Origin of the sequence: Gibbsiella dentisursi (genome assembly GCF_039539505.1) — a bacterium.
Taxonomy (GTDB): domain Bacteria; phylum Pseudomonadota; class Gammaproteobacteria; order Enterobacterales; family Enterobacteriaceae; genus Gibbsiella; species Gibbsiella quercinecans.
The window spans coordinates 1,338,101-1,363,644 of the sequence record NZ_BAABDG010000002.1; the positions used below are offsets into that span (position 1 = coordinate 1,338,101).

The 25,544-nt window shown below is 56.0% G+C and carries 27 protein-coding genes; 16 read left to right on the forward strand and 11 right to left on the reverse strand.

The window, feature by feature from the left end; genetic code table 11:
- Positions 1-19: 19 nt before the first annotated feature.
- Positions 20-1,117, reverse strand: coding sequence for an NADH:flavin oxidoreductase/NADH oxidase (locus tag ABFX35_RS06490; protein WP_279026946.1), 1,098 nt, complete (start codon positions 1,115-1,117; stop codon positions 20-22).
- Between the two features lie 220 nt (positions 1,118-1,337).
- On the opposite strand from ABFX35_RS06490, the gene trhO reads away from it, so the two are divergent.
- A complete protein-coding gene (gene trhO / locus ABFX35_RS06495) occupies positions 1,338-2,393 on the forward strand; it encodes an oxygen-dependent tRNA uridine(34) hydroxylase TrhO (RefSeq protein ID WP_346079923.1) in 1,056 nt (351 codons plus the stop codon).
- A gap of 73 nt (positions 2,394-2,466) precedes the next feature.
- On the opposite strand, the gene ABFX35_RS06500 is transcribed toward trhO, so the two are convergent.
- Positions 2,467-3,045, reverse strand: a complete 579-nt coding sequence (locus ABFX35_RS06500; protein WP_095844671.1) for a YceI family protein — start codon at positions 3,043-3,045, stop codon at positions 2,467-2,469.
- 24 nt (positions 3,046-3,069) lie between these two features.
- A complete protein-coding gene (locus tag ABFX35_RS06505) occupies positions 3,070-3,624 on the reverse strand; it encodes a cytochrome b (protein WP_346079924.1) in 555 nt (184 codons plus the stop codon).
- A 540-nt stretch (positions 3,625-4,164) separates the two neighbouring features.
- Here ABFX35_RS06505 and ABFX35_RS06510 point away from each other — a divergent pair.
- Complete coding sequence (locus ABFX35_RS06510) at positions 4,165-5,220, forward strand: AI-2E family transporter (protein WP_279026942.1); 1,056 nt, start codon at positions 4,165-4,167, stop codon at positions 5,218-5,220.
- 15 nt (positions 5,221-5,235) lie between these two features.
- Here ABFX35_RS06510 and ABFX35_RS06515 read toward each other — a convergent pair whose 3' ends face one another.
- The 6 genes from ABFX35_RS06515 to pyrC form a co-directional block, all read right to left on the reverse strand.
- Positions 5,236-5,877, reverse strand: a complete 642-nt coding sequence (locus tag ABFX35_RS06515) for a helix-turn-helix transcriptional regulator (RefSeq protein WP_279026941.1) — start codon at positions 5,875-5,877, stop codon at positions 5,236-5,238.
- A 163-nt stretch (positions 5,878-6,040) separates the two neighbouring features.
- Positions 6,041-7,156 carry an N-methyl-L-tryptophan oxidase gene (solA, locus tag ABFX35_RS06520; protein ID WP_279026940.1) on the reverse strand — a complete coding sequence of 372 codons (1,116 nt, stop codon included), beginning with the start codon at positions 7,154-7,156 and terminating at the stop codon, positions 6,041-6,043.
- A 147-nt stretch (positions 7,157-7,303) separates the two neighbouring features.
- Positions 7,304-7,558: a biofilm formation regulator BssS gene (gene bssS / locus ABFX35_RS06525; protein WP_095844666.1), complete on the reverse strand. Its 255-nt coding sequence runs from the start codon at positions 7,556-7,558 to the stop codon at positions 7,304-7,306.
- Between the two features lie 208 nt (positions 7,559-7,766).
- Positions 7,767-8,048: a hypothetical protein gene (locus ABFX35_RS06530; RefSeq protein ID WP_279026707.1), complete on the reverse strand. Its 282-nt coding sequence runs from the start codon at positions 8,046-8,048 to the stop codon at positions 7,767-7,769.
- Between the two features lie 181 nt (positions 8,049-8,229).
- Positions 8,230-8,469 (reverse strand): DNA damage-inducible protein I, encoded by a 240-nt coding sequence (gene dinI, locus ABFX35_RS06535; protein WP_095844664.1) that lies wholly within the window; start codon positions 8,467-8,469, stop codon positions 8,230-8,232.
- Between the two features lie 74 nt (positions 8,470-8,543).
- Positions 8,544-9,593, reverse strand: coding sequence for a dihydroorotase (gene pyrC / locus ABFX35_RS06540; protein WP_279026705.1), 1,050 nt, complete (start codon positions 9,591-9,593; stop codon positions 8,544-8,546).
- 226 nt (positions 9,594-9,819) lie between these two features.
- On the opposite strand from pyrC, the gene ABFX35_RS06545 reads away from it, so the two are divergent.
- Positions 9,820-10,107 (forward strand): putative quinol monooxygenase, encoded by a 288-nt coding sequence (locus ABFX35_RS06545; protein ID WP_279026704.1) that lies wholly within the window; start codon positions 9,820-9,822, stop codon positions 10,105-10,107.
- Positions 10,108-10,178: 71 nt separating this feature from the next.
- Here ABFX35_RS06545 and rne read toward each other — a convergent pair whose 3' ends face one another.
- The gene (gene rne, locus ABFX35_RS06550) at positions 10,179-13,484 is read right to left on the reverse strand and encodes a ribonuclease E (protein ID WP_279026702.1); all 3,306 of its coding nucleotides are present in this window, start codon (positions 13,482-13,484) and stop codon (positions 10,179-10,181) included.
- Positions 13,485-14,067: 583 nt separating this feature from the next.
- Here rne and rluC point away from each other — a divergent pair.
- On the forward strand, positions 14,068-15,027 hold the full coding sequence (gene rluC, locus ABFX35_RS06555; protein WP_279026700.1) for a 23S rRNA pseudouridine(955/2504/2580) synthase RluC: 960 nt from the start codon (positions 14,068-14,070) through the stop codon (positions 15,025-15,027).
- Between the two features lie 42 nt (positions 15,028-15,069).
- Here rluC and ABFX35_RS06560 read toward each other — a convergent pair whose 3' ends face one another.
- Positions 15,070-15,651 carry a Maf family protein gene (locus tag ABFX35_RS06560; RefSeq protein ID WP_279026698.1) on the reverse strand — a complete coding sequence of 194 codons (582 nt, stop codon included), beginning with the start codon at positions 15,649-15,651 and terminating at the stop codon, positions 15,070-15,072.
- A 142-nt stretch (positions 15,652-15,793) separates the two neighbouring features.
- On the opposite strand from ABFX35_RS06560, the gene yceD reads away from it, so the two are divergent.
- From yceD to holB, 12 genes are all read left to right on the forward strand, one after another.
- The gene (gene yceD, locus ABFX35_RS06565) at positions 15,794-16,315 is read left to right on the forward strand and encodes a 23S rRNA accumulation protein YceD (protein ID WP_279026697.1); all 522 of its coding nucleotides are present in this window, start codon (positions 15,794-15,796) and stop codon (positions 16,313-16,315) included.
- Positions 16,316-16,331: 16 nt separating this feature from the next.
- Positions 16,332-16,499, forward strand: coding sequence for a 50S ribosomal protein L32 (gene rpmF, locus ABFX35_RS06570; RefSeq protein WP_095844658.1), 168 nt, complete (start codon positions 16,332-16,334; stop codon positions 16,497-16,499).
- A gap of 11 nt (positions 16,500-16,510) precedes the next feature.
- Positions 16,511-17,545 carry a phosphate acyltransferase PlsX gene (gene plsX, locus ABFX35_RS06575; RefSeq protein ID WP_346079931.1) on the forward strand — a complete coding sequence of 345 codons (1,035 nt, stop codon included), beginning with the start codon at positions 16,511-16,513 and terminating at the stop codon, positions 17,543-17,545.
- A gap of 6 nt (positions 17,546-17,551) precedes the next feature.
- On the forward strand, positions 17,552-18,505 hold the full coding sequence (locus tag ABFX35_RS06580) for a beta-ketoacyl-ACP synthase III (RefSeq protein WP_346079932.1): 954 nt from the start codon (positions 17,552-17,554) through the stop codon (positions 18,503-18,505).
- 18 nt (positions 18,506-18,523) lie between these two features.
- Positions 18,524-19,453, forward strand: coding sequence for an ACP S-malonyltransferase (gene fabD, locus ABFX35_RS06585; RefSeq protein WP_346079933.1), 930 nt, complete (start codon positions 18,524-18,526; stop codon positions 19,451-19,453).
- 12 nt (positions 19,454-19,465) lie between these two features.
- Positions 19,466-20,200 carry a 3-oxoacyl-ACP reductase FabG gene (fabG, locus tag ABFX35_RS06590; RefSeq protein ID WP_346079935.1) on the forward strand — a complete coding sequence of 245 codons (735 nt, stop codon included), beginning with the start codon at positions 19,466-19,468 and terminating at the stop codon, positions 20,198-20,200.
- A 154-nt stretch (positions 20,201-20,354) separates the two neighbouring features.
- The gene (acpP, locus tag ABFX35_RS06595) at positions 20,355-20,591 is read left to right on the forward strand and encodes an acyl carrier protein (RefSeq protein WP_095848863.1); all 237 of its coding nucleotides are present in this window, start codon (positions 20,355-20,357) and stop codon (positions 20,589-20,591) included.
- Between the two features lie 82 nt (positions 20,592-20,673).
- Positions 20,674-21,915, forward strand: coding sequence for a beta-ketoacyl-ACP synthase II (gene fabF / locus ABFX35_RS06600; RefSeq protein ID WP_095844653.1), 1,242 nt, complete (start codon positions 20,674-20,676; stop codon positions 21,913-21,915).
- A 168-nt stretch (positions 21,916-22,083) separates the two neighbouring features.
- Positions 22,084-22,881: an aminodeoxychorismate lyase gene (pabC, locus tag ABFX35_RS06605; protein ID WP_279026685.1), complete on the forward strand. Its 798-nt coding sequence runs from the start codon at positions 22,084-22,086 to the stop codon at positions 22,879-22,881.
- A gap of 13 nt (positions 22,882-22,894) precedes the next feature.
- The gene (gene mltG, locus ABFX35_RS06610; RefSeq protein ID WP_346079938.1) at positions 22,895-23,920 is read left to right on the forward strand and encodes an endolytic transglycosylase MltG; all 1,026 of its coding nucleotides are present in this window, start codon (positions 22,895-22,897) and stop codon (positions 23,918-23,920) included.
- Entirely contained in the window at positions 23,910-24,545 is a 636-nt protein-coding gene (tmk, locus tag ABFX35_RS06615; RefSeq protein WP_346079940.1) for a dTMP kinase, read from the forward strand. The genes mltG and tmk overlap by 11 nt, the downstream gene beginning before the upstream one ends.
- Positions 24,545-25,525 carry a DNA polymerase III subunit delta' gene (gene holB / locus ABFX35_RS06620; RefSeq protein WP_279026680.1) on the forward strand — a complete coding sequence of 327 codons (981 nt, stop codon included), beginning with the start codon at positions 24,545-24,547 and terminating at the stop codon, positions 25,523-25,525. Before tmk ends, holB begins: the two co-directional genes overlap by 1 nt.
- Positions 25,526-25,544: the final 19 nt, after the last annotated feature.

Here is a 25,544-nt window from a genome sequence, read left to right on the forward strand (position 1 = left end):
TTATCACCGGCCATCAGGGTTAATCGGTGTTGAAGAGTCCCTTCAGCACATGAGGTTCACTGCGCCAGTATTGCGGCGGCGCAGTGACTTTTTCGCCCAGCTTGGCGGCGGCGTGCCACGGCCAGCGCGGGTTATACAGGATACCACGGGCTAGCGCCACCATATCCGCCTGGCCGGTGGCGACAATGGCTTCGGCTTGTTCAGGCTCAGTAATCAGCCCAACGGCGATCGTCGGCATGCCGGTTTGTTGCCGGATGTTCTCGGCAAAAGGCACCTGGTAGTTTGGCCCAACCGGGATTTGCTGTTGCGATGAAAGGCCGCCGCTGGAAACGTGGATGTAAGCGCAACCCAGGGTTTTCAGCTCTTGCGTCAGAACGATGGACTGCGCTTCATCCCAACCGCCGGCCACCCAGTCGGTGGCGGATATGCGCACGCCGATCGGTTTGTGCGCCGGGAATACCGCCCGCACTTCGGTGAAGATTTCCAGCAGCAGCCGCATGCGGCCCGCTAGCGAACCGCCGTATTGATCGGTGCGCTGGTTGCTTAGCGGGGATAAGAATTGGTGCAGCAGATAACCGTGTGCGCCATGCAGTTCGATCAGCTCAAACCCCAGGCGATCGGCGCGCCTGGCGGCAGCGACAAACTGCGCTTTTAATCGCTCGATTTGCGCCAGGCTCATCGCCTGCGGCGCTTCGTCTTGCGGCGCAAAGGGCAATGCCGAGGCGGAAAGCGTTTGCCAGCCGCCGTCGGCGGCGCTTAACTGGCCGCCGCCTTGCCACGGTACGGCACAGGCGGCCTTGCGCCCGGCATGCCCAAGCTGGATGCCGAGCGGCAGCGTGGCGTGCTTTTTTACCGCCTGAATGACGGGCGCCAGGGCGCGTTCGGTTTCATCGTCCCACAGGCCGAGATCGTGCGGGGTAATGCGGCCTTCCGGCGATACGGCGGTGGCTTCGACAATTAACAGCCCGGCGCCGGAAAGCGCCAGGTGCCCCAGGTGCAACAGATGCCATTCGCTGGCTTTGCCGTCGTTGGCCGAGTATTGACACATTGGGGCAATAATTATGCGGTTGGGTAACTTCAGTTGCCCGAGGCTAATTGGTTTGAAGAGTTGACTCATATTTTCCTCGTGATCCGTTAGCAGTTGGCGCTGATGATTGATACGTGCATGCCGTTAGGCTTAACGGGAATTGTGAATGGCGTCAAGCGTTGTTCGGTGTGCGAAACCGTAAAGGGTTAATGCTGTGTTGCGTATTCTTTTCGGGTATGATGTGCGCCGCGCGCGGCCGTGGCGGCGCGCAGATGAACAGTGACCGACTCAAGAAACAGGAAAGAACACCATGCCAGTGTTACATAACCGAATTTCTAATGAGGAACTGAAGGCGCGCATGTTGGCGGAAACCGAACCGCGCACCACCGTTTCTTTTTATAAATATTTTCATATCGCCGATCCGAAAACCTTCCGCGACACGCTGTACCAGCAGTTTGAAAAACTGAAGGTGTTTGGCCGTGTTTATGTGGCGGCCGAAGGCATCAACGCACAGATCAGTGTGCCGCGGGGCAACTTCGAGGCATTCAAACACCTGCTGTTTAGCGCAGATCCGGCATTGGATAATATTCGCCTGAATATTGCCCTGGAAGACGACGGAAAATCTTTCTGGGTGCTGCGGATGAAAGTGCGTGAGCGCATCGTGGCCGACGGCATCAATGATGACAGTTTCGATCCGACCAACGTCGGCGAATACCTGCAGGCGGACCGGGTTAACGCCATGATTGACGATCCGGATACGCTGTTTGTGGATATGCGCAACCACTATGAATATGAAGTCGGCCATTTTGAAAATGCGCTTGAAGTGCCTTCAGACACTTTCCGCGAGCAGTTGCCGATGGCGGTAGACATGCTGAAGGATAAGAAAGACAAGAATATCGTGATGTATTGCACGGGCGGCATTCGCTGTGAAAAAGCCAGCGCCTATATGCGGCATAACGGCTTCCCAAATGTCTACCATGTTGAAGGCGGTATTATTGAATATGCGCGCCGTGCCAAAGAACAAGGGCTGCCGTTGAAATTCATCGGTAAGAATTTTGTCTTTGACGAGCGCATGGGCGAACGTATTTCTGACGATGTGATTGCGCATTGCCACCAATGCGGCGCAGCGTGCGACACCCATACCAACTGTAAAAATGACGGCTGTCATCTGCTGTTTATTCAGTGCCCAAGCTGTGCGGCCAGCTTTGAAGGCTGCTGCAGCGAAACCTGCCGCGAAGAGCTGAAGCTGCCGCGCGAAGAGCAACGGGCGCGCCGCGCCGGGCGTGAAAATGGCGTTAAGATCTTCAATAAGTCAAAAGGGCTGTTGCAGACCACGATGCACATTCCGGCGCCGGAAGAAAAGTAAGCGCGGTTTTGTCACCGTGATAGACAATGCCAGCCGGGTTAACCGGCTGGCATTGTTACATTAAAGCGCGCCGTTATTTTTCGCGCACGCCCTCAACAGAGATGATCAGCTCAACGTCTTGCGAAGCCGGGCCCAGATCGGTGGTGATGCCGAAGTCTTTCAGCGCGATCTTGCCGTTGGCTTCAAAACCGGCGCGGTAGCCGCCCCAGGGATCGTTACCCTGGCCAAGCAGTTTGGCATCCAGCGTCACCGGTTTGGTCACGCCATTGAGCGTCAGGTTACCCACAACGGCGTAACCATCGCCGGTTTTCTTCACTTCAGTGGATTCAAACGTCGCCTGCTTATGTTTTTCGACGTTCAGGAATTCTGCGCTGCGCAGGTGTTTATCGCGTTCGGCATGGTTGGTGTCCACGCTGGTGGTATTGATGGTGACGCTCACTTTGTCTTTGGCGGGATCCTGCTCATCGAAAGTGAAGCTCCCGTCAAAGTCCTTGAAGGTACCATACAGCCAGCTGTAGCCCAGATGCTGGATGCGGAACTGAATAAAGGCATGCTGGCCTTGTTTATCGATCTTATAGTTGGCGGCGAGCGCCGAGCCGGCGCTGAGCAGCAGTGCGCCGGCGGTAAGGCCTAATACGGTCTTCTTCAACATAGCAATCTCCATAAGTCCAAGAGGTTAATCGGTGCTGCGACCCAGCATCCGTTTTAAAGTGGCATCACGATCGATGAAGTGATGCTTAATAGCGGCCATGCCGTGCAGTACTGAAAGCACCACCACGGCCCAGGCCAGATAAAGGTGAACCGTGCCGGCGGTATCGGCCTGCTCGGCCATACCGGCGACGCTGGCCGGTACGTTGAACCAGCCGAAGACGCTGATCGGTTGCCCATCGGCGGTAGAAATCAGGTAACCGCTGATCAGGATGCCAAACAGCAACAGATACAGCGCCAGGTGCGCCAATACGGCGCTGACGCGGGTCAAAGGGCTATAACTCGCCAGCGGTTTTGGCGGCGGTGAAATAAAACGCCATGCGACGCGCACCAGCATCACGATAAATAATACGATGCCGATGCTCTTATGTAATTCCGGTGCCCGGTGGTACCAGATATCGTAATAACCTAATGTCACCATCCACAGGCCAAGGGCAAACATACCGTAAACGGCCAATGCGACCAGCCAGTGGAGTAAAACTGAAAAATGACCAAAGCGGTCTGCGGTATTTTTCCAAAGCATGGTGGTTATCCTTTTATGCGCATGCTGCTCTATTTCGCCTGCAAACGTGCAGCGCTTGTTCCACCCCATCCATGGGCTACGGCCCTGCGGGGCAGCGCCCGGGCTGTACAAAAACGCGAATTGTTTTGGCTATAGATACGGTTTGTCATAATTAAACGTTAAAAACACATAAAATCAATAATAAATTGCACTATGTTACGCCTGAAAAATATTAATCAATGGATTTGTCTGATACTGGCGAAAGTTAATCAAAAGAATCGCTGGAGTTAATAGGGGATCATCGCCGGTGATTTATTTACTGCCTGATAAAAAGGCTTTTCTATTTAATTGTCATCTTTTGTCATTTTTTGTCAGCAGTGCATGGCGTTACGCGCAGAGTGGCATTTTATTTATGCATCAGCATTTATCTCCGTTATTGGGTTATTCCCCTAGTAGGCTCCACAATGATTTACCTGCGTACCGCAGCGGGAGTTTGCTAACATAGCGCGTATCACTGGGCCGCCACGGCCCGTTATCAGGGAAACGACAAAAGGAAACGTCATGGGGCGAACTTTACTGACCGATCGCAGCTTGCGCCTGGTGATTATGTTAGCGATGTTAGTGGTGATCCTGGCCGGTATCAAAGCCGCTGCCGCTATCGTGGTGCCTTTTTTACTGGCGCTGTTCCTGACTATTGTGCTGAACCCGCTGGTCGCGATGCTTGAGCGCTGGCGGGTGCCGCGCGTGCTCGGGGTGGCGCTGCTGGTGGTCACGGTGGTGGTGTTACTGATGCTGTTGCTTGGCACGCTGGGCGCCTCGCTCAATGAGTTTGCCCGCTCTTTGCCGCAATATCGCGGCGTGATGATGGAGAAGGTGAGGGAATTGCAGCATTACGGCCAGCGGTTCAACATCCCCATCTCCAGCGAAGCCGTGATTCAGTATGTCGATCCCAGCGCGGCAATGAATCTGGTTACCCGCCTGCTGAGCCATCTTTCCGGGGCGATGACCAATATTTTCCTGCTGCTGATGACGGTGGTGTTTATGTTGTTTGAGGTGAATCTGCTGCCTTACAAGCTACAGCAGGCGATGGAACAACCGCAGAAGGGCATGGTCAATATCCGCCGGGCGCTGGATGGCGTGACGCATTATCTGGTGATTAAAACCGTGATCAGCCTGGCGACGGGCGTGATCGTCTGGCTATTTCTGGCGGCGGTTGGCGTGCGCTTTTCCTTTATCTGGGGGTTGATGGCTTTTCTGCTCAACTATATCCCCAATATTGGCTCGGTGATTGCCGCCATACCGCCGTTAATTCAGGCGCTATTGTTTAACGGTTTTGGTGATGCCTTGGTGGTGGCTGGCGGTTTTATCCTGATCAACCTGGTGATTGGCAACATGATTGAGCCGCGGGTAATGGGCCGTGGGCTGGGGCTGTCTACGCTGGTGGTGTTTCTGTCGTTAATCTTCTGGGGGTGGCTGATGGGGCCGGTGGGGATGCTGCTTTCAGTGCCGCTGACCATTATCGCGCGCATCGGGCTGGAGGCGACGGAAGGCGGGCACCGGTTGGCGGTGGTGCTGGGGGATGGCCTGCCGGCGCGTGGGAAGGCCAACCCAGAGTGAAAACGGGAACCCCGTTTAAATCGGCAGCAGCCTGTGCGGCGGATCTTGCAGCACGCTGCGGCCACCCGTGGTATACGGGCCGGAGTACGGCGGGTAGTAAAAACGCAATAGGTGGTATAAAGCGTAAAACTCCAGGCGATTGCGCGTGTGGATTTTTTCTGTGATGTGGCGTTTATGCACATATACCGTCGGGGGGCTGATATGCAACTTGCGGGCAATCTGGTGGGTGGGCCACTGCGCCATCCAGTATTTCATCACTGCCTGCTCCTGCGGGCTAAATAGCGGAGTGCTCCACGGTTGGTGGGTGTTAGGGAGATCTTGCAATACGCTAGCCAGTATCGCCTTGCGGAAGAGGAACGTGTGTTCAGCGATTTGCAGCGGCTGCTCACTGGCGGGATAGGGCGCATCAATATACATATACAGCGCCAATGGTTGGCAGGCGGCGATGAACGCCGGCAGCAGCGTATCGCCAGCGTGGTTGCGGCAGTGCGCCGTCATGTTCACCAGCACCACACTCGGCCGGTCGTTTTGCAACAGCGCCATGGCCTGTTCGATACTGGCGCAGCATTTTACGCTGACATTGCTTGCCGCCGCGGCAACATAGCCGGCAACCCCTAAGCGGGTATAACAACACTCGTCGACAACGAGCAGTCGCATGGTAACGTCCTTGTTATGGTGTAACTGGTGGGTAACATAAGATCTACAGCAGGGGTAATCAATTCGGAAATCCAGATGCCAGGAACAGAGATTTCCGTTTTATCATGACGGCGAGGGGATGAAGTGGGCCTGGGCATGCTCACACCCGCCCAGACCGTGATGGTTAACTAAAGCGCCGCAGCGAGAAGGGGGTGATATCTTGGGCCGGGGATTTGCCTTGCGCGAACAGGGCGGCGATTTCACCAAGTACGCTGGCAAATTTAAAGCCGTGCCCGCTTAGCCCGGTAATCACCATCATGCGTTCGCTGCCGGGCACGGTGTCGATAATGAAATCTTCATCCGGGCTCATGTCGTAGGTGCAGGCCTCGCCGTGCAAACAGACGCCAATCCCAGGCATAAATTGGCGCAGAAAGCCAAATACTTCGGTGCCGTCTTGCGCCTCGCTACCAAACGGCGTGCGTTGCTCCTGGCGTTCGATCGGTTGGCCGCCATCGTGTTTGCCGACCTTAAGACCATTGTTGTCGGCCGGGAAGCCATAGTAATGTGCGCCGTCTTGCGCTTCGACGGTGAACGCCGGGAAGCGATTATTCTCGCTGTATCGGCCATCGGCCTGGTGCCAGGAAAACACTTTGCGCAGCGGAGTGACGGGCAAGGCGGGGAGCAGCTTCTTCACCCAGGTGCCGGCAGTGATAACGGCTTTGCGGCCGCGAAAACGCCCTTCGGCCGTAACAACCTCGATGCCGTTATCATCAGGCACAACCGCGCTGACTGCGCAGTTGAACAATTGGGCGCAGCCCGCTTCGCGCGCCAGCCGGATATAGCTGGCAACCGCCTGTTCGCACAGCAAAAAGCCGGCATCCGGCTCGAATACCGCCGTATAGCCTTCCGGCGGGGTGAACTCCGGCCAGCGTTGGTTGACTTCCTGCCGGGTCAGCCGCTGGGCATTCAGCCTGAACGTCCTGGCGCTCTGATAGGCGTTATTGACAAATTCAGCGCCTTCCGGCCCCAGGTTGAGTACGCCGCAGGGGTGGAACAGTTTGCTGCCGCATTCCTTTTCCAGCCCATTCCACAGCGCCTGGGCTCGCAGCGCCAGCGGCACATATTTTTCGCCCTCGCCATAGGCGTGGCGGATGATGCGGGTGTCGCCATGGTGGCTGCCGTTGCGGTGCGGCGGGATAGCGCTGTCGATCATCAGCACTTTCAGCCCTGCTTGTGTCGCATAGTAACCGGCGGCAGCGCCCACGGAGCCGCTGCCGACGACGATCAGGTCATATTCCACGAGCTATCCCCTCTCTGCTGTATTTTTAGATTTGAAGTATGGCGAGTATCGCGCATCATGATAGAAGGTCAGCGGCGGTAATGCACTGGTATAAAACAGAAAAGGCGCCGAAATAGTCGCGGCGCCTTTGTGAGGGGGAAACGTGAATTAATGTTTTTTACGATCAAGATCTTGATAATCCGTTGACTCTATCTTGGCGATGCCAGCTTCTAAAATATTGATCAATTGGCGGGCGACATCCGTGGTTAGCCAAAGCGTTCTGTCCACTTGGGCTTCTTCGGGTGTCTGATCCCGTGAAGACAGGTAATGAAGACGAATCATCATGGCGTTGTAGACGTCCACAGTACTGATATCCCAACCAACAAGTGGGTGTGTCTGAATTACTTCATCATTTCTGTCCATAAAGACCCCTTATTAAGTAGTAACTGGCATGAGTAACTAACGAGGATCAATGCGGCTCATCATCATGACGAGCAGTAACAGTATAAGCATCTCGGCGCTGCGTTGGGGCGTATTTTGTAAAATAAAGTTTATTTGATTAATTATTCAACAGTGGTGGTGTGTGTGATGGTGGCGACACGGGATGGGCGTCACCCCAGCCCGTGTGCTGTTATTGCTCGGTAGGAACTGCCTGGGAAGGGGGCTGGATCCGCTTTTCCAGTTCCTCGGCCAGATGCGCGAAATGCTTTTGCGTTTCGGTATCGCGATTCTGGTTTTGCGATTCCAGCTTCAGGCTATGTATCAGCAATTGGTTGGCTTTGTCATCCAAACCAAAGGCCAGATAGGAAAAGGCGACTTCCAGTACGTGCAGGCGCCTTTTCTGATCGCCGATCAGAGCCAGTAACTCGCCAAAAGTCATTGCCTCTTCTGACTTCTCTTTGTCCGGGGCCATATAAACACCTCCTGTTCAAACATCGCCAGATACTACCACTTATTACAGACCAGATAGTACTTTTCTTCCAGCCGGTTACAGGCAAACGCCAGAAATAAAAAAGCCGGAGAGCGACCCCCGGCAAAAACTGCATTGCAGTATTTAACTGTTCCGCGGCGGCGTTTAAGCGCGTTGGCTTCTGCTAGCCTGCGGTAAACCAATCATCTGCGCTTTCCCAGGTTTCCTGGAGTATCTCGGTGATCAGTTCTTTAGCATCCTTGGCGCCGCCCAGTACGGAAAGGCCGTTGGAGCCGGCATAGCGCACCTGAACCACGGCATCAGGGAAGTGACGATTGACGCGTTTGCCCAATTCACTGCTCAGGGCTTCTACAGCACCCGCAGGGAGTGGCCTGGTTTTATCGATAGTAACTTCAACACGCATGATTGCCCCCGAAGTAATTGACTGTGTATTTATACAGTATCGAAATCCGCGGGGCAAGAGGCTTTGATAAAAAATCAGCCGTTAACCACCGACCACGCAACGCTTTCGCCGGCCAGGAAAGGCACCACGGCTTCGTCGCCGAGCGCAATCTCTTCCGGCATGGTTACCGGCTTGCGTTGCAGTTCGATAAAGCTGTCGTTCACCGGCAGGCCGTAGAAACGCGGGCCGTTAAGCGAGCAGAATGCTTCCAGGTGCTCCAGCGCGTTCAACTGCTCAAATACGGTGGCGTAGGCAGCCAGAGCGCTTGGCGCGTTGAACACCCCAGCGCAACCGCAACTGGATTCTTTCCGATGTTTGGTGTGCGGTGCAGAATCCGTGCCCAGGAAGAAACGCTCTGAACCACTGGCAACCGCCTGGCGCAAGGCTTCCTGGTGGATATTACGCTTGAGGATCGGCAGGCAGAACAGATGCGGGCGGATACCGCCAACCAGCATATGGTTGCGGTTGAACATCAGGTGCTGTGGGGTAATGGTTGCCCCCAGGAAGCGATCGCCAGCCAGAACATACTGGGCGGCTTCTTTGGTGGTGATGTGTTCAAAGACGATTTTCAATTCCGGGAACTGTTTACGTATAGGCTCCATGATCTGCTCAATGAAACGCGCTTCCCGGTCAAAAATATCAACGGCCGCATCGGTGATCTCGCCGTGAATCAGTAGCGGCATGCCGATCTTTTGCATCTGCTCAAACAAAGGGTAGATGCCGGTTACATCACTAACGCCATGCGCCGAGTTAGTGGTGGCGTTGGCAGGGTATAATTTGGCGGCGGTAAAAACCCCTTGTTCGAATCCGTCAACCAACACTGAGGGCGCCAGGGAATTGGTGAGGTAACAGGTCATCAGCGGGGTGAACTCATGGCCTTGCGGTACGGCGGCGAGGATCCGTTCACGATAGCTACATGCGGCTTCAATCGTGGTTATCGGGGGAACCAGATTGGGCATCACAATGGCTCGGCCAAAAAACTGGCTGGTGTAGGGCAAAACCGTTTTTAGCATATCGTCGTCGCGCAGGTGGATATGCCAATCGTCGGGGCGGCGTATTTTCAGAACTTGAGGTTGTGCAGTCATGTTGTAAGGCTCCGGCGGTCAAAAGGACATCGTGATAAAAGCGAATAATGGGGGTATTCACGCCGGGGGGTAAGGATAAGCGGAAACTGCCTACGATGCACTCGTTTGTTGCGGATGGCTTGAAATCAATGGCTTAATAGGCGCATAGTAATAAGGGATTTTAATGATTCCCCGGCAGTTTCCGTGTCGGGGATATCTGATTTAGCATTCGGAATGGGAGAATAAAATGGAAGTCCGCATCGTTGCCATCCTGCAGGCGAAACCTGAGTGTGTTGATGCCGTGAGTGAAGCCGCGCATCAGGCTGTCGAACCAAGCCGCGCAGAGTTGGGCAATCTGCAATACGACTTGCATAGCGAGCCGGGTAAAACGGGTACCTTTGTCTTTTTTGAGCGCTGGGCCAGCCCGGAAGCGGTGGAAAAACACAATGGTACTGAACATTTCAAACAATTGATCGCCCAGCTTGACGGCAAACTGGCACATCAGGAAATCAAGGTGTTAAAGCAGATCGCCTAAACGGCGTTGTGAGCCATGAGAAAAAAAAACCGCCATACGGCGGTTTTTTTATGAGTGCGGCCTAGCCAGGTTTAATCGTTAGTTGGCTGTGGCCGCGTTGCCGGCGCAGTGGCCTGGCTGGCGGCTGCATGCCCACCGGCTGAACCTTTACCGGTAAAGTCGAAGGCCGGGCGCTGCCAATCGCTATGCTTCGGTGCCTGTGGCTCATAAGCCGGCGCTGGCGCTTTGGTCATCGGCGCACTGGCAATATGCTTGTAGAACGCACTTTGAGCAGGCTGAACGGCCGCTGCGGGCGCAGGCTGCGGTGCTTCTGCAACGGCTGCCGGTTGCTCTTCGGCAACAACCGCTGGCTGAGCATCTTGCTCTACAGCCACAGGGGCTACAGGCTCGGCCGGTGAGGCCGGTTGTTGTGGCTCAACCTCGGCAATCGGCGCTTCAGGCGCTTCGTCTGCCGCAGTCTGTGCCGGTGCGATTGCTTCGACAGCCTCGGCTTCAGGAACCACCGTTGGGGCTTCAACTTCAACGGCAACGCTCTCTTCGGCCGGTGCGGCAGGCTGAACAGCCATTTCACGCGGCGCTTCACTTGGCTGTGCTGGCTCTTCTTCGTTGGCAATGGCTACCGGTTGTACTGCTGGCGCTGCTACCGGGACGATTGGCTCAACAGCCGGAACATTTTCTGCCTGTGTGGGAGTGGCAACCTGCGGCGCGATCGGTGCTTCTGGCACGGCGATCTGCTCGGCCGGTTGCGGCTGGTTAGCCGCTTGTTCCACTGCCTGTGGTGCTTGTGTGACAGGGTAACTCACCCATACTTTGCCTGATGCCAGTTCAGGTGAAGCTACGGCAGCCTCCAGCGGCATTGGCGATTGGGTTGGGTAACGCTCGTCACGGTAGCGGCGGCGACGCTGGCCGCTAACACGCAGATGGCGTGGCGAACGACGTGAACGGCGCGGCATGCCATTTTCACCATTGCGGCCTTCAGCCTGTGCATCATTTTCAGGTTGTGCCGCTTCATCCGGCAATGCTTTAACGGTTTCTTCGTTGGCAATAGCCGGCAACGCTTGCTGCTGTTTAGCCACCGGGGCTTTTGGCGCCAGCAGTTCTTCCGCAGCCTGTTGCAGTTCTTCTTCTGCCGACAACACGCGGATTTTCTGCGACAGTTGGCGTGGTTTACGGCGTTGTGCTGGCTGTGCGTTGCGCTCTTCCTGCTCTTCGTCGTTAGCCGGTGCCTCAGCACGTTGCTCCAGCGCTTTAACCTCTTGCAGCGCCAGGCGTTTTTCTTCCTGACGGCGGCGTTGGCGTTCTGCACGCTGTTCACGACGTTGCTGCTGCTCTTCGCGAGCTTTGGCGATGGCCTCGTCAGACAGTTCTTCCTCTTTCACCACTGGTGCGACGGCCGGCGCAACGTTATTCCGGCGGTTCCGGCGTTGCTGCTGCTCATCACGTGCTTCACGCGTATCGCGCGTTTCGGCACGCTCTTTACGTTCAGTCCGTTCAGTCCGTTCGGTCCGTTCCCCGCGTTCTTTGCGGGCAGGGCTTTGGCGGCGCTGGTTACGGCGATCCTGGCGGCGGTTATCGGTACTTTCCGCTTTTGGCTCTTCAACCGGCGCGGCGGCTTCTGCCGGGCTAGCGTTGGAGGTATCCGCTGCAAACAAGCCTTTCAGTTTGCCCAACAGGCGGCCGACCAGCCCGGTTTGCGCAGCGGCGGCTGCCGAAGGCGCAACGGCTGCAGATTGAGGCTGAGCCTGTTCTTCTGCCGGTGGCGGCACGTCGGATGCCAGAGAGAAGGCTGCCAGCGCCGGTTGTTCAGGAAGCTTACGCTCCATTGGCGCATCTTCCTGCGGCTGATCCATTTCTTCTTCATGCAACTTCGGCAGCAGGTAGCTGAGCGTGCTGGTTTCTTCGCCCTTGCGCACCCGCAACACGGAGTAATGTGGCGTCTGCATTTCATCGTTAGGCACGATGATCGCTTTCACGCCGCCCTGGCGTTTTTCGATGGCGCTGACGGATTCGCGTTTTTCGTTCAGCAAGTAAGAGGCGACTCGAACCGGCACGATGGCGTGCACCTCTTTGGTGTTTTCTTTCAACGCCTCTTCTTCGATCAGGCGCAGGATGGAAAGCGCCAGTGATTCGTTATCACGAATGGTGCCGGTGCCGTTACAGCGCGGGCAGACGTGGTGGCTGGATTCACCCAGCGATGGGCTCAGGCGCTGGCGCGACATTTCCAACAGGCCAAAACGGGAGATTCGGCCAATTTGGATACGGGCGCGATCCTGGCGAACGGCGTCGCGCAGGCGGTTTTCAACTTCACGCTGGTGGCGTACCGGGGTCATATCGATAAAGTCGATAACGATCAATCCACCCAGATCGCGCAAACGCAGTTGGCGGGCGATCTCATCGGCCGCTTCCAGGTTGGTGTTAAAGGCGGTTTCTTCGATATCGCCGCCGCGCGTGGCGCGGGCCGAGTTGATGTCGATAGCGGTCAACGCTTCAGTGGTATCAATCACAATCGAACCGCCGGACGGCAGGCGGACTTCACGCTGGAATGCGGATTCAATCTGCGATTCAATCTGGTAGTGGCTGAATAGCGGAATTTCACCGCTATAAGGCTTAATTTTGCTGCTGAAATCCGGGCGGCCAAGTGCGGCGATATGTTCGCGCGCCAGATCGAGCACCTTCGGGTTGTCGATCAGAATTTCGCCGATGTCCGGGCGCAGGTAGTCGCGGAACGCGCGCACGATAACGTTACTTTCCTGATGGATCAGGAACGGTGCAGGGCGGCCTTCAGCGGCTTTTTTGATTGCTTCCCAGTGTTTCAGGCGAAAGGACAGATCCCATTGCAGCGCTTCGGCGGATTTGCCAACGCCGGCGGTGCGCACAATCAGGCCCATGCCATCCGGCAATTGCAGGGAGGAGAGCGCTTCTTTCAGTTCGGTGCGATCGTCACCTTCAATGCGGCGGGAAATGCCGCCGGCACGTGGGTTGTTGGGCATCAGCACCAGATAGCTGCCGGCCAGGCTGATGAAGGTGGTCAGGGCTGCGCCCTTGTTGCCACGCTCTTCTTTATCAACCTGAACGATCACTTCCTGGCCTTCGCGCAGCACATCTTTGATGTTTGGGCGGCCATGGGAAGAATAGTTGCTAGGGAAGTATTCGCGGGCGATTTCTTTCAGAGGGAGGAAGCCATGCCGTTCGGCGCCATAATCAACAAACGCGGCTTCGAGACTGGGTTCAATGCGGGTGATTTTGCCTTTGTAGATGTTCGCTTTTTTTTGCTCATGACCCGGACTTTCAATATCCAAATCATACAGCCGCTGTCCATCTACCAGGGCAACGCGCAACTCTTCCTGTTGAGTTGCGTTAATCAACATTCTTTTCATCTTAACTTACTCGTTATTTTTACATTATCGACAGAGCTGCGGGCGAAATAACCGCATGACCGGGTTAAAACCGAAAGCCCCGTGTCTTCTCGCAATGCCGTCAACCTCACGGTTGTCGCCTGCATAGGGGCGCATTATCTCGGTAAGCCTGCATTTCTTTGCGAAAAAACAGCGCTTTTACTGTGGGAATAGCCTCTGATTTTCGTCGACAGGTCTGATTCCAGTTTCCGGCCAAGCTGCAACCCGCAGCCCGCTAATTGTTTGATTTCACATTACGTCTTACGCCATTGCTGCGCTTCTGCTCAACCCAACAAACTATATAATTCCACCATTTTCCCTGTTTTAACGAGAATCAACGCGGAAGTAACATCATTATTCCATTGCTGACACTGTTATAGCAAGGTGACTTTTTCTCAACGCATTAAGAAACGTTGCCGTTCGCAGGCTAAACCAACCGTTGCTGGCGACGGATCGCACAACGCGGGGTTCATCCTGCTGCAACATTAACTTTACGCTGAGTTTGACAGTTAAGCACATAAAAAGAGGTGGCGCTATTTGGTGGTGCTATTTAGAATTCCGCACCATGAAAACGAACAATCCTGCAGTACAACTGATTACTATCTCTGCTGACGAAGCCGGCCAGCGGATCGATAACTTTTTACTTGCGCGCCTGAAAGGGGTGCCGAAGAGCATGATTTATCGCATCGTGCGCAAAGGCGAAGTGCGCGTTAATAAAGGGCGCATCAAAGCCGAATATAAGCTGATGGCAGGCGACGTGGTGCGCGTGCCGCCGGTGCGTATCGCTGAGCGGCAAGAGGCACCGGTTTCTCCCCGGTTGGATAAAGTGGCCGCATTAGCCGATTGTATCCTTTATGAAGACGATCATCTGTTGCTGCTGAACAAACCTTCTGGCACGGCGGTGCATGGCGGCAGCGGGCTGAGCTTCGGCGTGATCGAAGGGCTGCGCGCGCTGCGGCCGGAAGCGCGGTTTCTGGAGCTGGTTCATCGCCTGGATCGCGATACCTCAGGCGTGCTGCTGGTGGCGAAGAAGCGTTCGGCGCTGCGTGCGTTGCACGAACAGTTGCGGATGAAAGGGATGCAGAAAGACTATCTGGCGTTGGTGCGCGGCCAATGGCAGTCGCACTGTAAGGTGGTTCAGGCGCCGCTGTTGAAGAATATTCTGCAAAGCGGTGAGCGCATCGTGCGCGTCAATAGCGAGGGCAAACCGTCGGAAACCCGTTTTAAGGTAGAAGAACGCTATGAATTCGCTACGCTGGTGAAAGCCAGCCCGGTAACCGGGCGCACCCACCAGATCCGCGTTCATACGCTGCATGCGGGCCACCCGATAGCCTTTGACGATCGCTACGGCGATCGTGAGTTCGATCGCCAACTGGCCGGCACCGGGCTTAAACGCCTGTTCCTGCACGCGGCGGCGCTGCGCTTTGAGCATCCGGGCACAGGCGAAACACTGCGTATTGAAGCGCCGATGGACGATGAACTGCGCCATTGCCTGACGGTATTGCGCAACGCCACCCCCCGCTAAGGCGGGGCGGCCAGCAGCGGCATCGCCTGCCGCTGCTACGGATTAGCGCAGCGGGTCAATGCCTTCGGCCCGCAGCATCTCCAACAGGGCAATCAGCGGCAGCCCTACCAGCGCGTTGGGATCTCGCCCTTCCAGCCGGTTAAACAAGGCAATCCCCAACCCTTCGCTTTTGAAACTGCCCGCACAATTCAGCGGCTGTTCCTGGCGCACATAGCCGGTAATTTCCTCATCGGTCAGGTTGCGAAAATGAACGTGGAAAGGCTCGCACAACGCTTGCAGGCGCCGGTTTTTGCTATTGTATAAGGCAAGCCCGGTGTAAAACGTCACTTTGCGGCCGCTGGCCAGGCGCAGCTGCGCGCAGGCATTTTCTTCCGTATGGGGTTTGCCGGTGATGTTGCCATCAATAACGCAGACCTGATCGGAGCCGATAATCAGGTGATCGGGGTAGGCGGGCGCCAGGGCCTGCGCCTTCGCGATAGCCAGGCGCAACACCAGCGCTTCTGCATCTTCACCCGCCAGCGGGGTTTCATCCACCCTGGGGGCGGCGGTAATAAAAGGCAGGCGCAGCTTTTCCAGCAGCATTTTTCGGTAGGTGGAGGTCGAAGCCAAAAGTAATCTGTGCATAAATTTTTTCGCAAACCATAGCGTAAACAGGTTCGACATTTTAAACTGTCGGCCGCTGTGGAAGCGAATATTGGTGAAAGGCACCGTTTTTACGGCCTTTTTCTTTGACTCTATGTCGTTACAAAGTTAATATGCGCGCCCTATGCAAAAGGTAAAATTACCCTTGACCATCGATGCGGCCCGTACCGCTCAGAAACACCTGGACTATGTTGGTGTCTATGTGCCTGAGCAGGTGACGCGTGTTGCCGAATCTGTGGTCAGTGTGGACAGTGATGTGCAGGCCTCGTTATCGTTTAATATCGATAACCAGCGCCTGGCGGTCATCAGCGGCCATGCGGACGTCACGGTAACGTTGATGTGCCAGCGCTGTGGGGTGCCGTTTGTGCATCATGTCCACACGACATATTGTTTTAGCCCGGTCGTCAATGATGAGCAGGCTGAGGCATTACCGGAAGCGTACGAACCGATCGAAGTTGATGATTTTGGCGAAGTCGATCTGTTGGCAATGATTGAAGACGAAATTATTCTTTCACTGCCGGTCGTTCCGGTACATGAATCTGAACACTGTGAAGTGTCCGAAGCGGACATGGTATTTGGCAAACTGCCTGCAGAGGCGGAGAAACCGAATCCGTTTGCCGTATTAGCCAGTTTAAAGCGTAAGTAATCGAGGAGTAAGGTCCATGGCCGTACAACAGAATAAACCAACCCGTTCCAAACGTGGTATGCGTCGTTCACATGATGCACTGACCACCACCCCTTTGTCTGTAGACAAAGTATCCGGTGAAACTCATCGTCGTCACCACATCACTGCCGACGGTTTCTACCGTGGTCGCAAGGTTATCGGCTAAGTAGCGATACCTTGACTCGTCTAACCCTGGCGTTAGATGCTATGGGCGGGGATTTCGGTCCCTGCGTCACAGTGCCTGCATCACTGCAGGCACTGGCCTCTAATTTACAGCTTCATCTCTTGCTGGTCGGCGATCCCGCCGCTATCTCTCCTTTGCTTGCCAAAGCCGATCCGGTTCTTCTGGAACGCCTGCAAGTCGTGCCCGCCGAATCCGTGATTGCCGGTGACGCCAAGCCTTCACAAGCAATCCGTGCCAGCCGCGGTACGTCCATGCGCATTGCGCTGGAGCTGATTAAAACCGGCGAAGCGCAGGCCTGTGTCAGCGCGGGGAATACCGGTGCGCTGATGGGGTTGGCAAAAATGCTTATCAAGCCCCTGAAGGGCATTGAGCGCCCAGCGCTGATGACGGTGCTCCCCAACCAGCAGCTCAGCAAAACCGTGGTGCTGGATCTGGGCGCCAACGTGGCATGCGATAGTACCATGCTGGTGCAGTTCGCCATTATGGGCGCGGTGATGGCGGAGGACGTGGTTGGTATTGCACAACCGCGCGTGGCGTTGCTGAACATCGGCGAAGAAGAGAGCAAAGGCCTGGATAATATCCGTGAAGCGGCCGCCGTTTTAAAACAGACTCCGGCAATCAACTATATTGGTTATCTGGAAGGAAACGATCTGCTCACGGGTAAAACCGATGTTTTGGTCTGCGACGGCTTTGTGGGTAACGTAACGCTGAAAACCATGGAAGGGGTGATAAGGGTGTTTTTATCACTGCTGAAATCTTCAGGGGGAGGGGGCAAGCAGGCCTGGTGGTTAACATTGCTGGGCCGCTGGCTGCAAAAGCGGGTGCTCAAGCGTTTCGGCCATTTGAACCCCGACCAGTATAATGGCGCATGTCTGTTAGGATTGCGGGGCACCGTAATCAAGAGCCACGGCGCTGCGAACCCGCGAGCGTTCGCAGTGGCTATCGAGCAGGCTGTGCAGGCGGTGCAGCGGCAAGTTCCTGACAGAATTGCTGCGCGCCTTGAGGCTGTATTACCTAAGAGTGACTGATCGTACATGTATACAAAGATTCTCGGTACGGGGAGTTATTTACCCGTACAAGTGCGCACCAATGCTGATTTGGAAAAAATGGTGGATACCTCGGACGAATGGATCGTCACGCGTACCGGTATCCGTGAGCGCCGTATCGCCGCAGCGGATGAAACCGTTGCGTCGATGGGCTTCCACGCTGCAGAAAAAGCGATGGAAATGGCAGGTGTGGCTCCCGATGACATTGGCTTGATTGTGGTGGCGACCACCACCTCGAGCCACGCGTTCCCAAGCTCTGCCTGCCAGATTCAGCAGCAGCTGGGCGTGAAAGACTGTGCGGCATTTGATTTGGCAGCGGCCTGTGCCGGCTTCACATACGCCTTGAGCGTGGCCGATCAGTACGTGAAAACCGGCGTGGTGAAATATGCGCTGGTGGTAGGCGCCGATGCACTGTCGCGCACGTTGGATCCGGAAGATCGCGGGACGATTATTCTGTTTGGCGACGGCGCCGGTGCGGTGGTGTTAGGGGCTTCTGAAGAACCGGGCATCCTGTCTACCCATCTTCATGCCGACGGCACCTACGGCGACTTGCTGACGTTGCCGTATAAAGATCGCCAGGATCCGAACAAGCCTGCCTATGTCACCATGGCAGGGAACGAAGTTTTCAAGGTTGCGGTCACTGAACTGGCGCATATCGTTGATGAGACGCTGCGCGCCAGCGGATTGGAACGCGGCCAGTTGGATTGGCTGGTGCCGCATCAGGCCAATCTGCGCATTATTAGCGCAACGGCGAAAAAACTGGCGATGGGAATGGACAAGGTGGTGGTGACGCTCGATCGCCACGGTAATACCTCTGCCGCCTCGGTGCCTTCGGCACTGGATGAAGCGGTGCGCGATGGGCGCATCCAACGCGGCCAACTGGTGCTGCTTGAAGCGTTCGGCGGCGGCTTTACCTGGGGCTCAGCGCTGGTCCGTTTTTGATTAAACAGGAAGAGTAACATGACGCAATTTGCTTTTGTTTTCCCCGGCCAGGGTTCACAGGCCGTGGGAATGTTGGCTGACCTGGCCGCGCAGTACCCCGTGGTTGAGCAGACGTTCAGCGAAGCCTCCGGCGCGCTGGGCTACGATCTGTGGCAACTGGTCCAGCAAGGCCCGGCGGAAGAGCTGAACAAAACCTGGCAGACCCAGCCAGCGTTGTTGGCGGCTTCTGTGGCGATTTTCCGCGTATGGCAGCAGCAGGGCGGCAGCATGCCGGCGCTGATGGCTGGCCATAGCCTGGGTGAATACTCGGCGCTGGTGTGCGCCGGCGTGCTGGATTTCACCGCGGCTGTTCGGCTGGTTGAATTGCGCGGCAAGTTGATGCAGGAAGCCGTGCCTGCCGGCACAGGCGCCATGTATGCAATCATCGGTCTGGATAACGACGCCATTGCAAAAGCCTGTGAAGCGTCTGCTGAAGGGCAGGTGGTTTCCCCGGTCAATTTCAATTCACCGGGCCAGGTGGTGATCGCCGGCAACAAAGAAGCGGTTGAACGTGCCGGCGCCGCCTGTAAAGCGGCGGGCGCTAAGCGTGCGCTGCCGTTGCCGGTGAGTGTGCCTTCCCACTGCGCGTTGATGAAACCTGCTGCGGATAAGCTGGCTGTGGCGCTGCAGGAAGTGGCTTTCAACGCGCCGCAGGTTGCGGTGGTCAATAACGTTGATGTGCGTACGGAAAACGATCCGGAAGCGATCCGCAGTGCATTGGTGCGCCAATTATATAGCCCGGTTCGTTGGACCGAGAGTGTTGAATACATTGCGGCACAGGGCGTTACCTCGCTGTTGGAGATCGGCCCCGGTAAAGTGCTGACCGGCCTGACCAAACGTATTGTTGACACCCTGACGGCGGCGCCTGTGAATGACCCTGCGAGCCTGTCAGCGGCGCTTGAGCGATAATAGAGGAAAACCATGAGCTTCGAAGGAAAAATCGTCCTGGTGACCGGCGCAAGCCGCGGTATCGGCCGGGCAATTGCAGAATCGTTTGTTGCCCGCGGCGCGACGGTTATCGGCACGGCGACCAGCGATAATGGCGCGGACGCAATCAGTTCCTATCTGGGAACCCACGGTAAAGGCTTTAAACTGGATGTTGTCGATGCGCAATCTATCGACAGCGTGCTGGGCGCAATCCGAGAACAATTTGGCGAAATCGACATTTTGGTCAATAATGCTGGCATCACGCGTGATAACCTCCTGATGCGCATGAAAGACGACGAGTGGCAGGATATCCTGGACACCAATCTGACTTCAGTATTCCGGCTGTCAAAAGCGGTTATGCGCGCGATGATGAAAAAGCGTTTTGGCCGCATTGTTACCATCGGTTCGGTTGTCGGAACCATGGGTAACGCCGGGCAAGCTAACTACGCCGCAGCGAAGGCGGGCCTGATTGGCTTTAGCAAATCGCTGGCGCGTGAAGTTGCTTCTCGTGGCATAACGGTTAACGTCGTTGCGCCTGGTTTTATTGAAACAGACATGACTCGGGCGTTGACAGAAGAGCAGCGTGCAGGCATTTTGACACAGGTTCCGGCCAACCGGCTCGGCGATGCTAAAGAAATCGCCAATGCTGTTGCATTTTTAGCCTCTGATGAGGCTGGCTATATCACCGGTGAAACATTACATGTCAATGGCGGCATGTACATGATTTAAAAAATGCGAAAACTATTTGCGTTATTTGGGGCAAAACCCGCAAAATAGCGTAAAATCGTGGTTTGACCAGCCGGGATTTAGTTGCATCTTTTTCAACATTTTATACACTACGAAAACCATCGCGAAAGCGAGTTTTGATAGGAAATTTAAGAGTATGAGCACTATCGAAGAACGCGTTAAGAAAATCATCGTTGAGCAACTGGGTGTTAAACAGGAAGAAGTTTTGAATAACGCTTCTTTTGTTGAAGACTTGGGCGCTGATTCTCTTGACACCGTTGAGCTGGTAATGGCACTGGAAGAAGAATTCGACACCGAGATTCCAGACGAAGAAGCTGAGAAGATCACTACTGTTCAGGCAGCTATTGATTTCATCAACGCTAACCAGCAGTAAGCGAACATATCTAGGCGGTCACTCGACCGCCTAAGTTTTTTCTATTCTTGGTGTTATTTTTATCCCTCCTTGGAGGACACACGTGTCTAAGCGTCGAGTAGTTGTGACCGGACTGGGCATGTTGTCTCCTGTCGGCAACACGGTAGAGTCCACGTGGAAAGCTCTTCTTGCCGGTCAGAGTGGCATCAGCCTGATCGACCATTTCGATACTACAGCCTATGCAACGCGTTTTGCTGGCTTGGTAAAGAATTTTAATTCTGAAGATTTCATCTCACGCAAAGATGCGCGCAAGATGGATGCCTTCATTCAATACGGTATCGTCGCTGGCATTCAGGCGATGCAAGATGCCGGCTTGGATATCAACGAGGCTAACGCTGCCCGCATGGGCGCTGCGATTGGTTCCGGTATTGGTGGCCTGGGTTTGATCGAAGATAACCACAGCTCACTGCTCCACGGTGGCCCACGCAAAATTAGCCCGTTCTTCGTGCCGTCCACTATTGTCAACATGATTGCAGGCCACCTGACCATCATGTACGGGCTGCGTGGCCCAAGCATTTCTATCGCCACCGCTTGTACCTCAGGCGTGCACAACATCGGCCATGCCGCGCGTATCATTGCCTACAATGATGCTGACGTTATGCTGGCGGGTGGGGCAGAGAAAGCCAGTACGCCGTTGGGCGTAGGTGGTTTCGGCGCTGCGCGCGCACTGTCTACCCGCAACGATAACCCGCAGGCGGCCAGCCGGCCGTGGGATAAAGATCGTGACGGCTTTGTGCTGGGTGATGGCGCAGGCATGATGGTGCTCGAAGAGTACGAGCATGCCAAAAAGCGTGGTGCGAAAATTTACGCAGAAGTCGTCGGCTTCGGTATGAGCAGCGATGCCTACCACATGACGTCGCCACCGGAAAACGGTGCCGGCGCCGCGTTGGCGATGGAAAACGCGCTTGCAGACGCAGGTGTGACGGCGTCACAAATCGGCTACATCAATGCGCACGGCACCTCAACGCCGGCTGGCGATAAGGCGGAAACCCACGCGGTGAAAACCGTGTTTGGCAGCGATGCCAAACGCGTGCTGGTCAGTTCGACCAAATCGATGACCGGGCACCTGTTGGGTGCGGCGGGCGCGGTTGAGTCGATCTTCACCGTTTTGGCGCTGCGCGATCAAATTGTGCCGCCAACCATCAACCTGGATAATCCGGATGAAGGTTGCGATCTTGATTTCGTGCCGCATGAAGCGCGTCAGGTGAAGGATTTGGAGTATACGCTGTGTAACTCCTTTGGTTTCGGCGGCACCAACGGCTCTCTGATTTTCCGCCGCGTGTAATTGCCGATCCCACTTATTGCCCGAGCCCGGTATTTTACCGGGCTTTTTTTTACCTGTCTGGCGGTGAGATTCAGAAAGCTCTGGTAATCCGGCAGCATGGGCTGCAATGCTGCGATTGCCGGCAACGCCTGTTATGCTGTGAGATGTCTCTATCATGCGGAGAAGGCCATGTACTGGATTAATGGACAGCAGCACGATGCGCTGGCGCCGAGCGATCGTGGTTTACAGTTTGGCGACGGCTGTTTTACCACGGCCCGCGCCGTTAACGGCCAGGTTGAACTGCTCGGGTGGCACATTGAGCGCCTGCAGCAGGCCGCTGAACGCCTGATGCTGCCTGCCATCGACTGGGCGGCATTGGAAGCCGAAATGGCGCATGCGGCGCAGGCGGTTCCGCTGGGCGTTATCAAGGCGATACTGACGCGCGGCAGCGGTGGGCGCGGCTATAGCCCGCACGGTTGCAGCCATCCGACCCGGATTGTTTCCCGCAGCACCTACCCGCAGCATTACCTGCAGTGGCGTGAGCGCGGCATCCACCTGGCGTTGAGCCCGGTGGCTCTGGCGTGTAACCCGATGCTGGCAGGGTTAAAGCACCTTAACCGATTGGAGCAGGTGTTGATCCGCACGCATCTTGACCAGACTGACGCCGATGAAGCGCTGGTGCTTGACACCGCTGGCCGGCTGGTGGAATGCTGTGCGGCTAATTTATTCTGGCGTAAGGGAAAAAACGTATTTACGCCGGATTTGAGCCAGGCAGGGGTGGCGGGGCTAATGCGCCGCCGCGTGATGGCCGTGCTGGCAGGCAGCGAGTACCGGTTGCATCAGGTTGCGGAGCCGCTGGAAACGCTGGCCAGCGCCGACGAAGTGCTGATCAGCAACGCGCTGATGCCGTTGCTGCCGGTGAATAGCGCGCATTCATGGCGTTATCATTCGCGCCAATTATATGATTTTTTGTGTTCGCAGTGTTGAAGATGGCTGATTGATGAAGAAAAGCAAGTTGAAGCGTATTTTGCTGTTGCTGGTGGTAGTGATAGCGCTGTTGTTTTGGGGTTACCAGAAGGTGGAGCGTTTTGCTGATACGCCGCTGGCGATCCAGCAGGAAACGATCTTTAAATTGCCGGCCGGCACGGGGCGTGTTGGGTTGGAAGGGTTACTGGTGCGTGACCGCTTAATCCACAGTGGCAAATGGTTCCCGTGGCTGCTGCGGCTGGAGCCGAAGCTGGCGGAGTTCAAGGCCGGGACTTACCGCTTCACGCCCGGCATGACGGTGCGCCAGATGTTGCAACTGCTGGCCAGCGGTAAAGAAGCGCAGTTCAGCACGCGTTTCATTGAGGGTTCGCGCTTGCGCGACTGGCTGCAGATACTGCGGCAGGCCAAATACCTCAACCATACGCTGGCGGGGAAAAACGAGCAGGAGATTGCGCAGGCGCTGGGGCTGCCGAAAGACGCCGTGCTGGAAGGGCACCTGTATCCGGATACGTATCTGTATACCGCAGGAATGAGCGATGTAGCGCTGCTCAAGCGCGCCCACGCGCACATGAGCAAAGTGTTGCAAGAAGTCTGGCAGGGCCGGGATGCTTCGCTGCCGTACAAAACGCCGCAGGAACTGCTGGTTATGGCGTCGATTGTCGAAAAAGAAACGGCGATTCCGGATGAGCGGACCAAAGTGGCTTCGGTTTTTGTTAATCGTCTGCGTGTGGGCATGCGGCTGCAGACTGACCCTACGGTGATTTATGGCATGGGCGAAGGGTACAATGGCACGATCAGCCGTAAAAATTTGGAAACGGCAACGCCCTATAACACCTATGTGATTAGCGGCTTGCCGCCGACGCCAATCGCGATGCCGAGTCAGGCTTCGCTGGAAGCCGCGGCTCATCCGGCAAAAACGCCTTACCTGTATTTTGTTGCAGACGGCAAGGGCGGGCATACGTTTACCACTAATCTGGCCAGCCATAATCTGGCCGTGCGGGCCTATCGCCAGGCGTTAAAGGAAAAGAATGAAAAGTAAATTCATCGTCATTGAGGGGCTGGAAGGCGCCGGCAAAACGACTGCGCGCGATACCGTCGTGCAGGCGCTGAATGAACAGGGTATCCATGACATCGTGTTTACCCGCGAGCCGGGCGGCACGCCGCTGGCAGAGAAGCTACGCGATCTGTTCAAGCGCGGCTATGAAGGTGAACTGCCTACGATCAAAGCCGAAGTGCTGATGCTGTATGCCGCGCGCGTGCAACTGGTGGAAACGGTGATTAAGCCAGCCCTGGCGCGCGGTGCCTGGGTGGTGGGCGATCGTCATGATTTATCCTCACAGGCCTATCAGGGAGGAGGCCGCGGAGTGGATCCACAACTAATGGCGGTGTTACGTGACGCGGTGCTGGGGGATTTTAAACCGGATCTCACCCTCTATCTGGATTTGCCGCCGCTGGTGGGGCTGCAGCGTGCCTGCGCGCGCGGCGATCTGGACCGTATTGAACAAGAGGCGCTGCCATTCTTCGAACGCACGCGCGAACGATACCTGGCGCTGGCGGCGCAGGATGACACCATCGTGACCATTGATGCGGCGCAGTCGCTGGCGCAGGTTAAGGCCGCGATCAACCAATGCCTCACCCAGTGGTTACAACGGGGCGCGCTGTAATGGATTGGTATCCGTGGTTAAACGCCCCTTACCGGCAACTGATCGGGCAGTATGCGGCTGGCCACGGCCACCACGCGTTGCTGTTGCACGCCGCACCCGGCAATGGTGACAGCGCGTTATTTTACGCCCTTAGCCGCTGGCTGCTTTGTCAGCACCAGCAGGGCGGAAAGAGCTGTGGTGAATGCCACAGTTGCCGCCTGATGCTGGCGGGCAATCACCCGGATTACCATACGCTGACGCCGGAAAAGGGCAAAAGCAGCCTGGGTGTCGAGCCGATCCGCCAGGTGATCGAAACGTTGTATACCCATGCGCAGCAGGGGGGCGCGAAGGTCGTTCTGCTGCCGCAGGCGGAACAACTGACGGAGGCGGCGGCCAATGCGCTGTTGAAAACGCTGGAGGAGCCGCCTGCCAATACCTACTTCCTGTTGGGGTGCCGGGAACCCTCACGGCTGTTGGCGACGTTGCGCAGCCGGTGTTTTTACTGGCACTTGTCCAGCCCGGATGAGCAACACAGCCTGCAGTGGCTGGATCGCCAACTGCAGCCAGGCAACCCGGTTGAACGGCTGACGGCGTTGCGCCTGTGCGGCGGGGCGCCGATTGCCGCCGAACAGTTATTGCAACCGGCGCGCTGGCAACAACGCGCCGCATTATGCACGGCGTTAACGCACTCACTGGCAACCCATGACATGCTGGCGCTGTTACCCGTATTGAACCATGATGACGCCGGCGAGCGGATACACTGGCTATGCGCCTTGCTGATTGATGCCATGAAGTGGCAGCAGGGGGCTTCGGCCTATGTGATGAATCAGGATCAACAGGTGCTGGTGCACCAATTGGCCAGTCACTACGCTAGCCCCACGCTACAGGCCATTGTGCAGCAATGGTTCCAGTGCCGTCAGCAACTGTTGACCGTGGTTAGCGTTAACCGTGAATTGCTGTTGACCGAGCAGCTACTTAACTGGGAACAGCAGGGCGCTTAGGCCGGCGGTTCCTCACTCC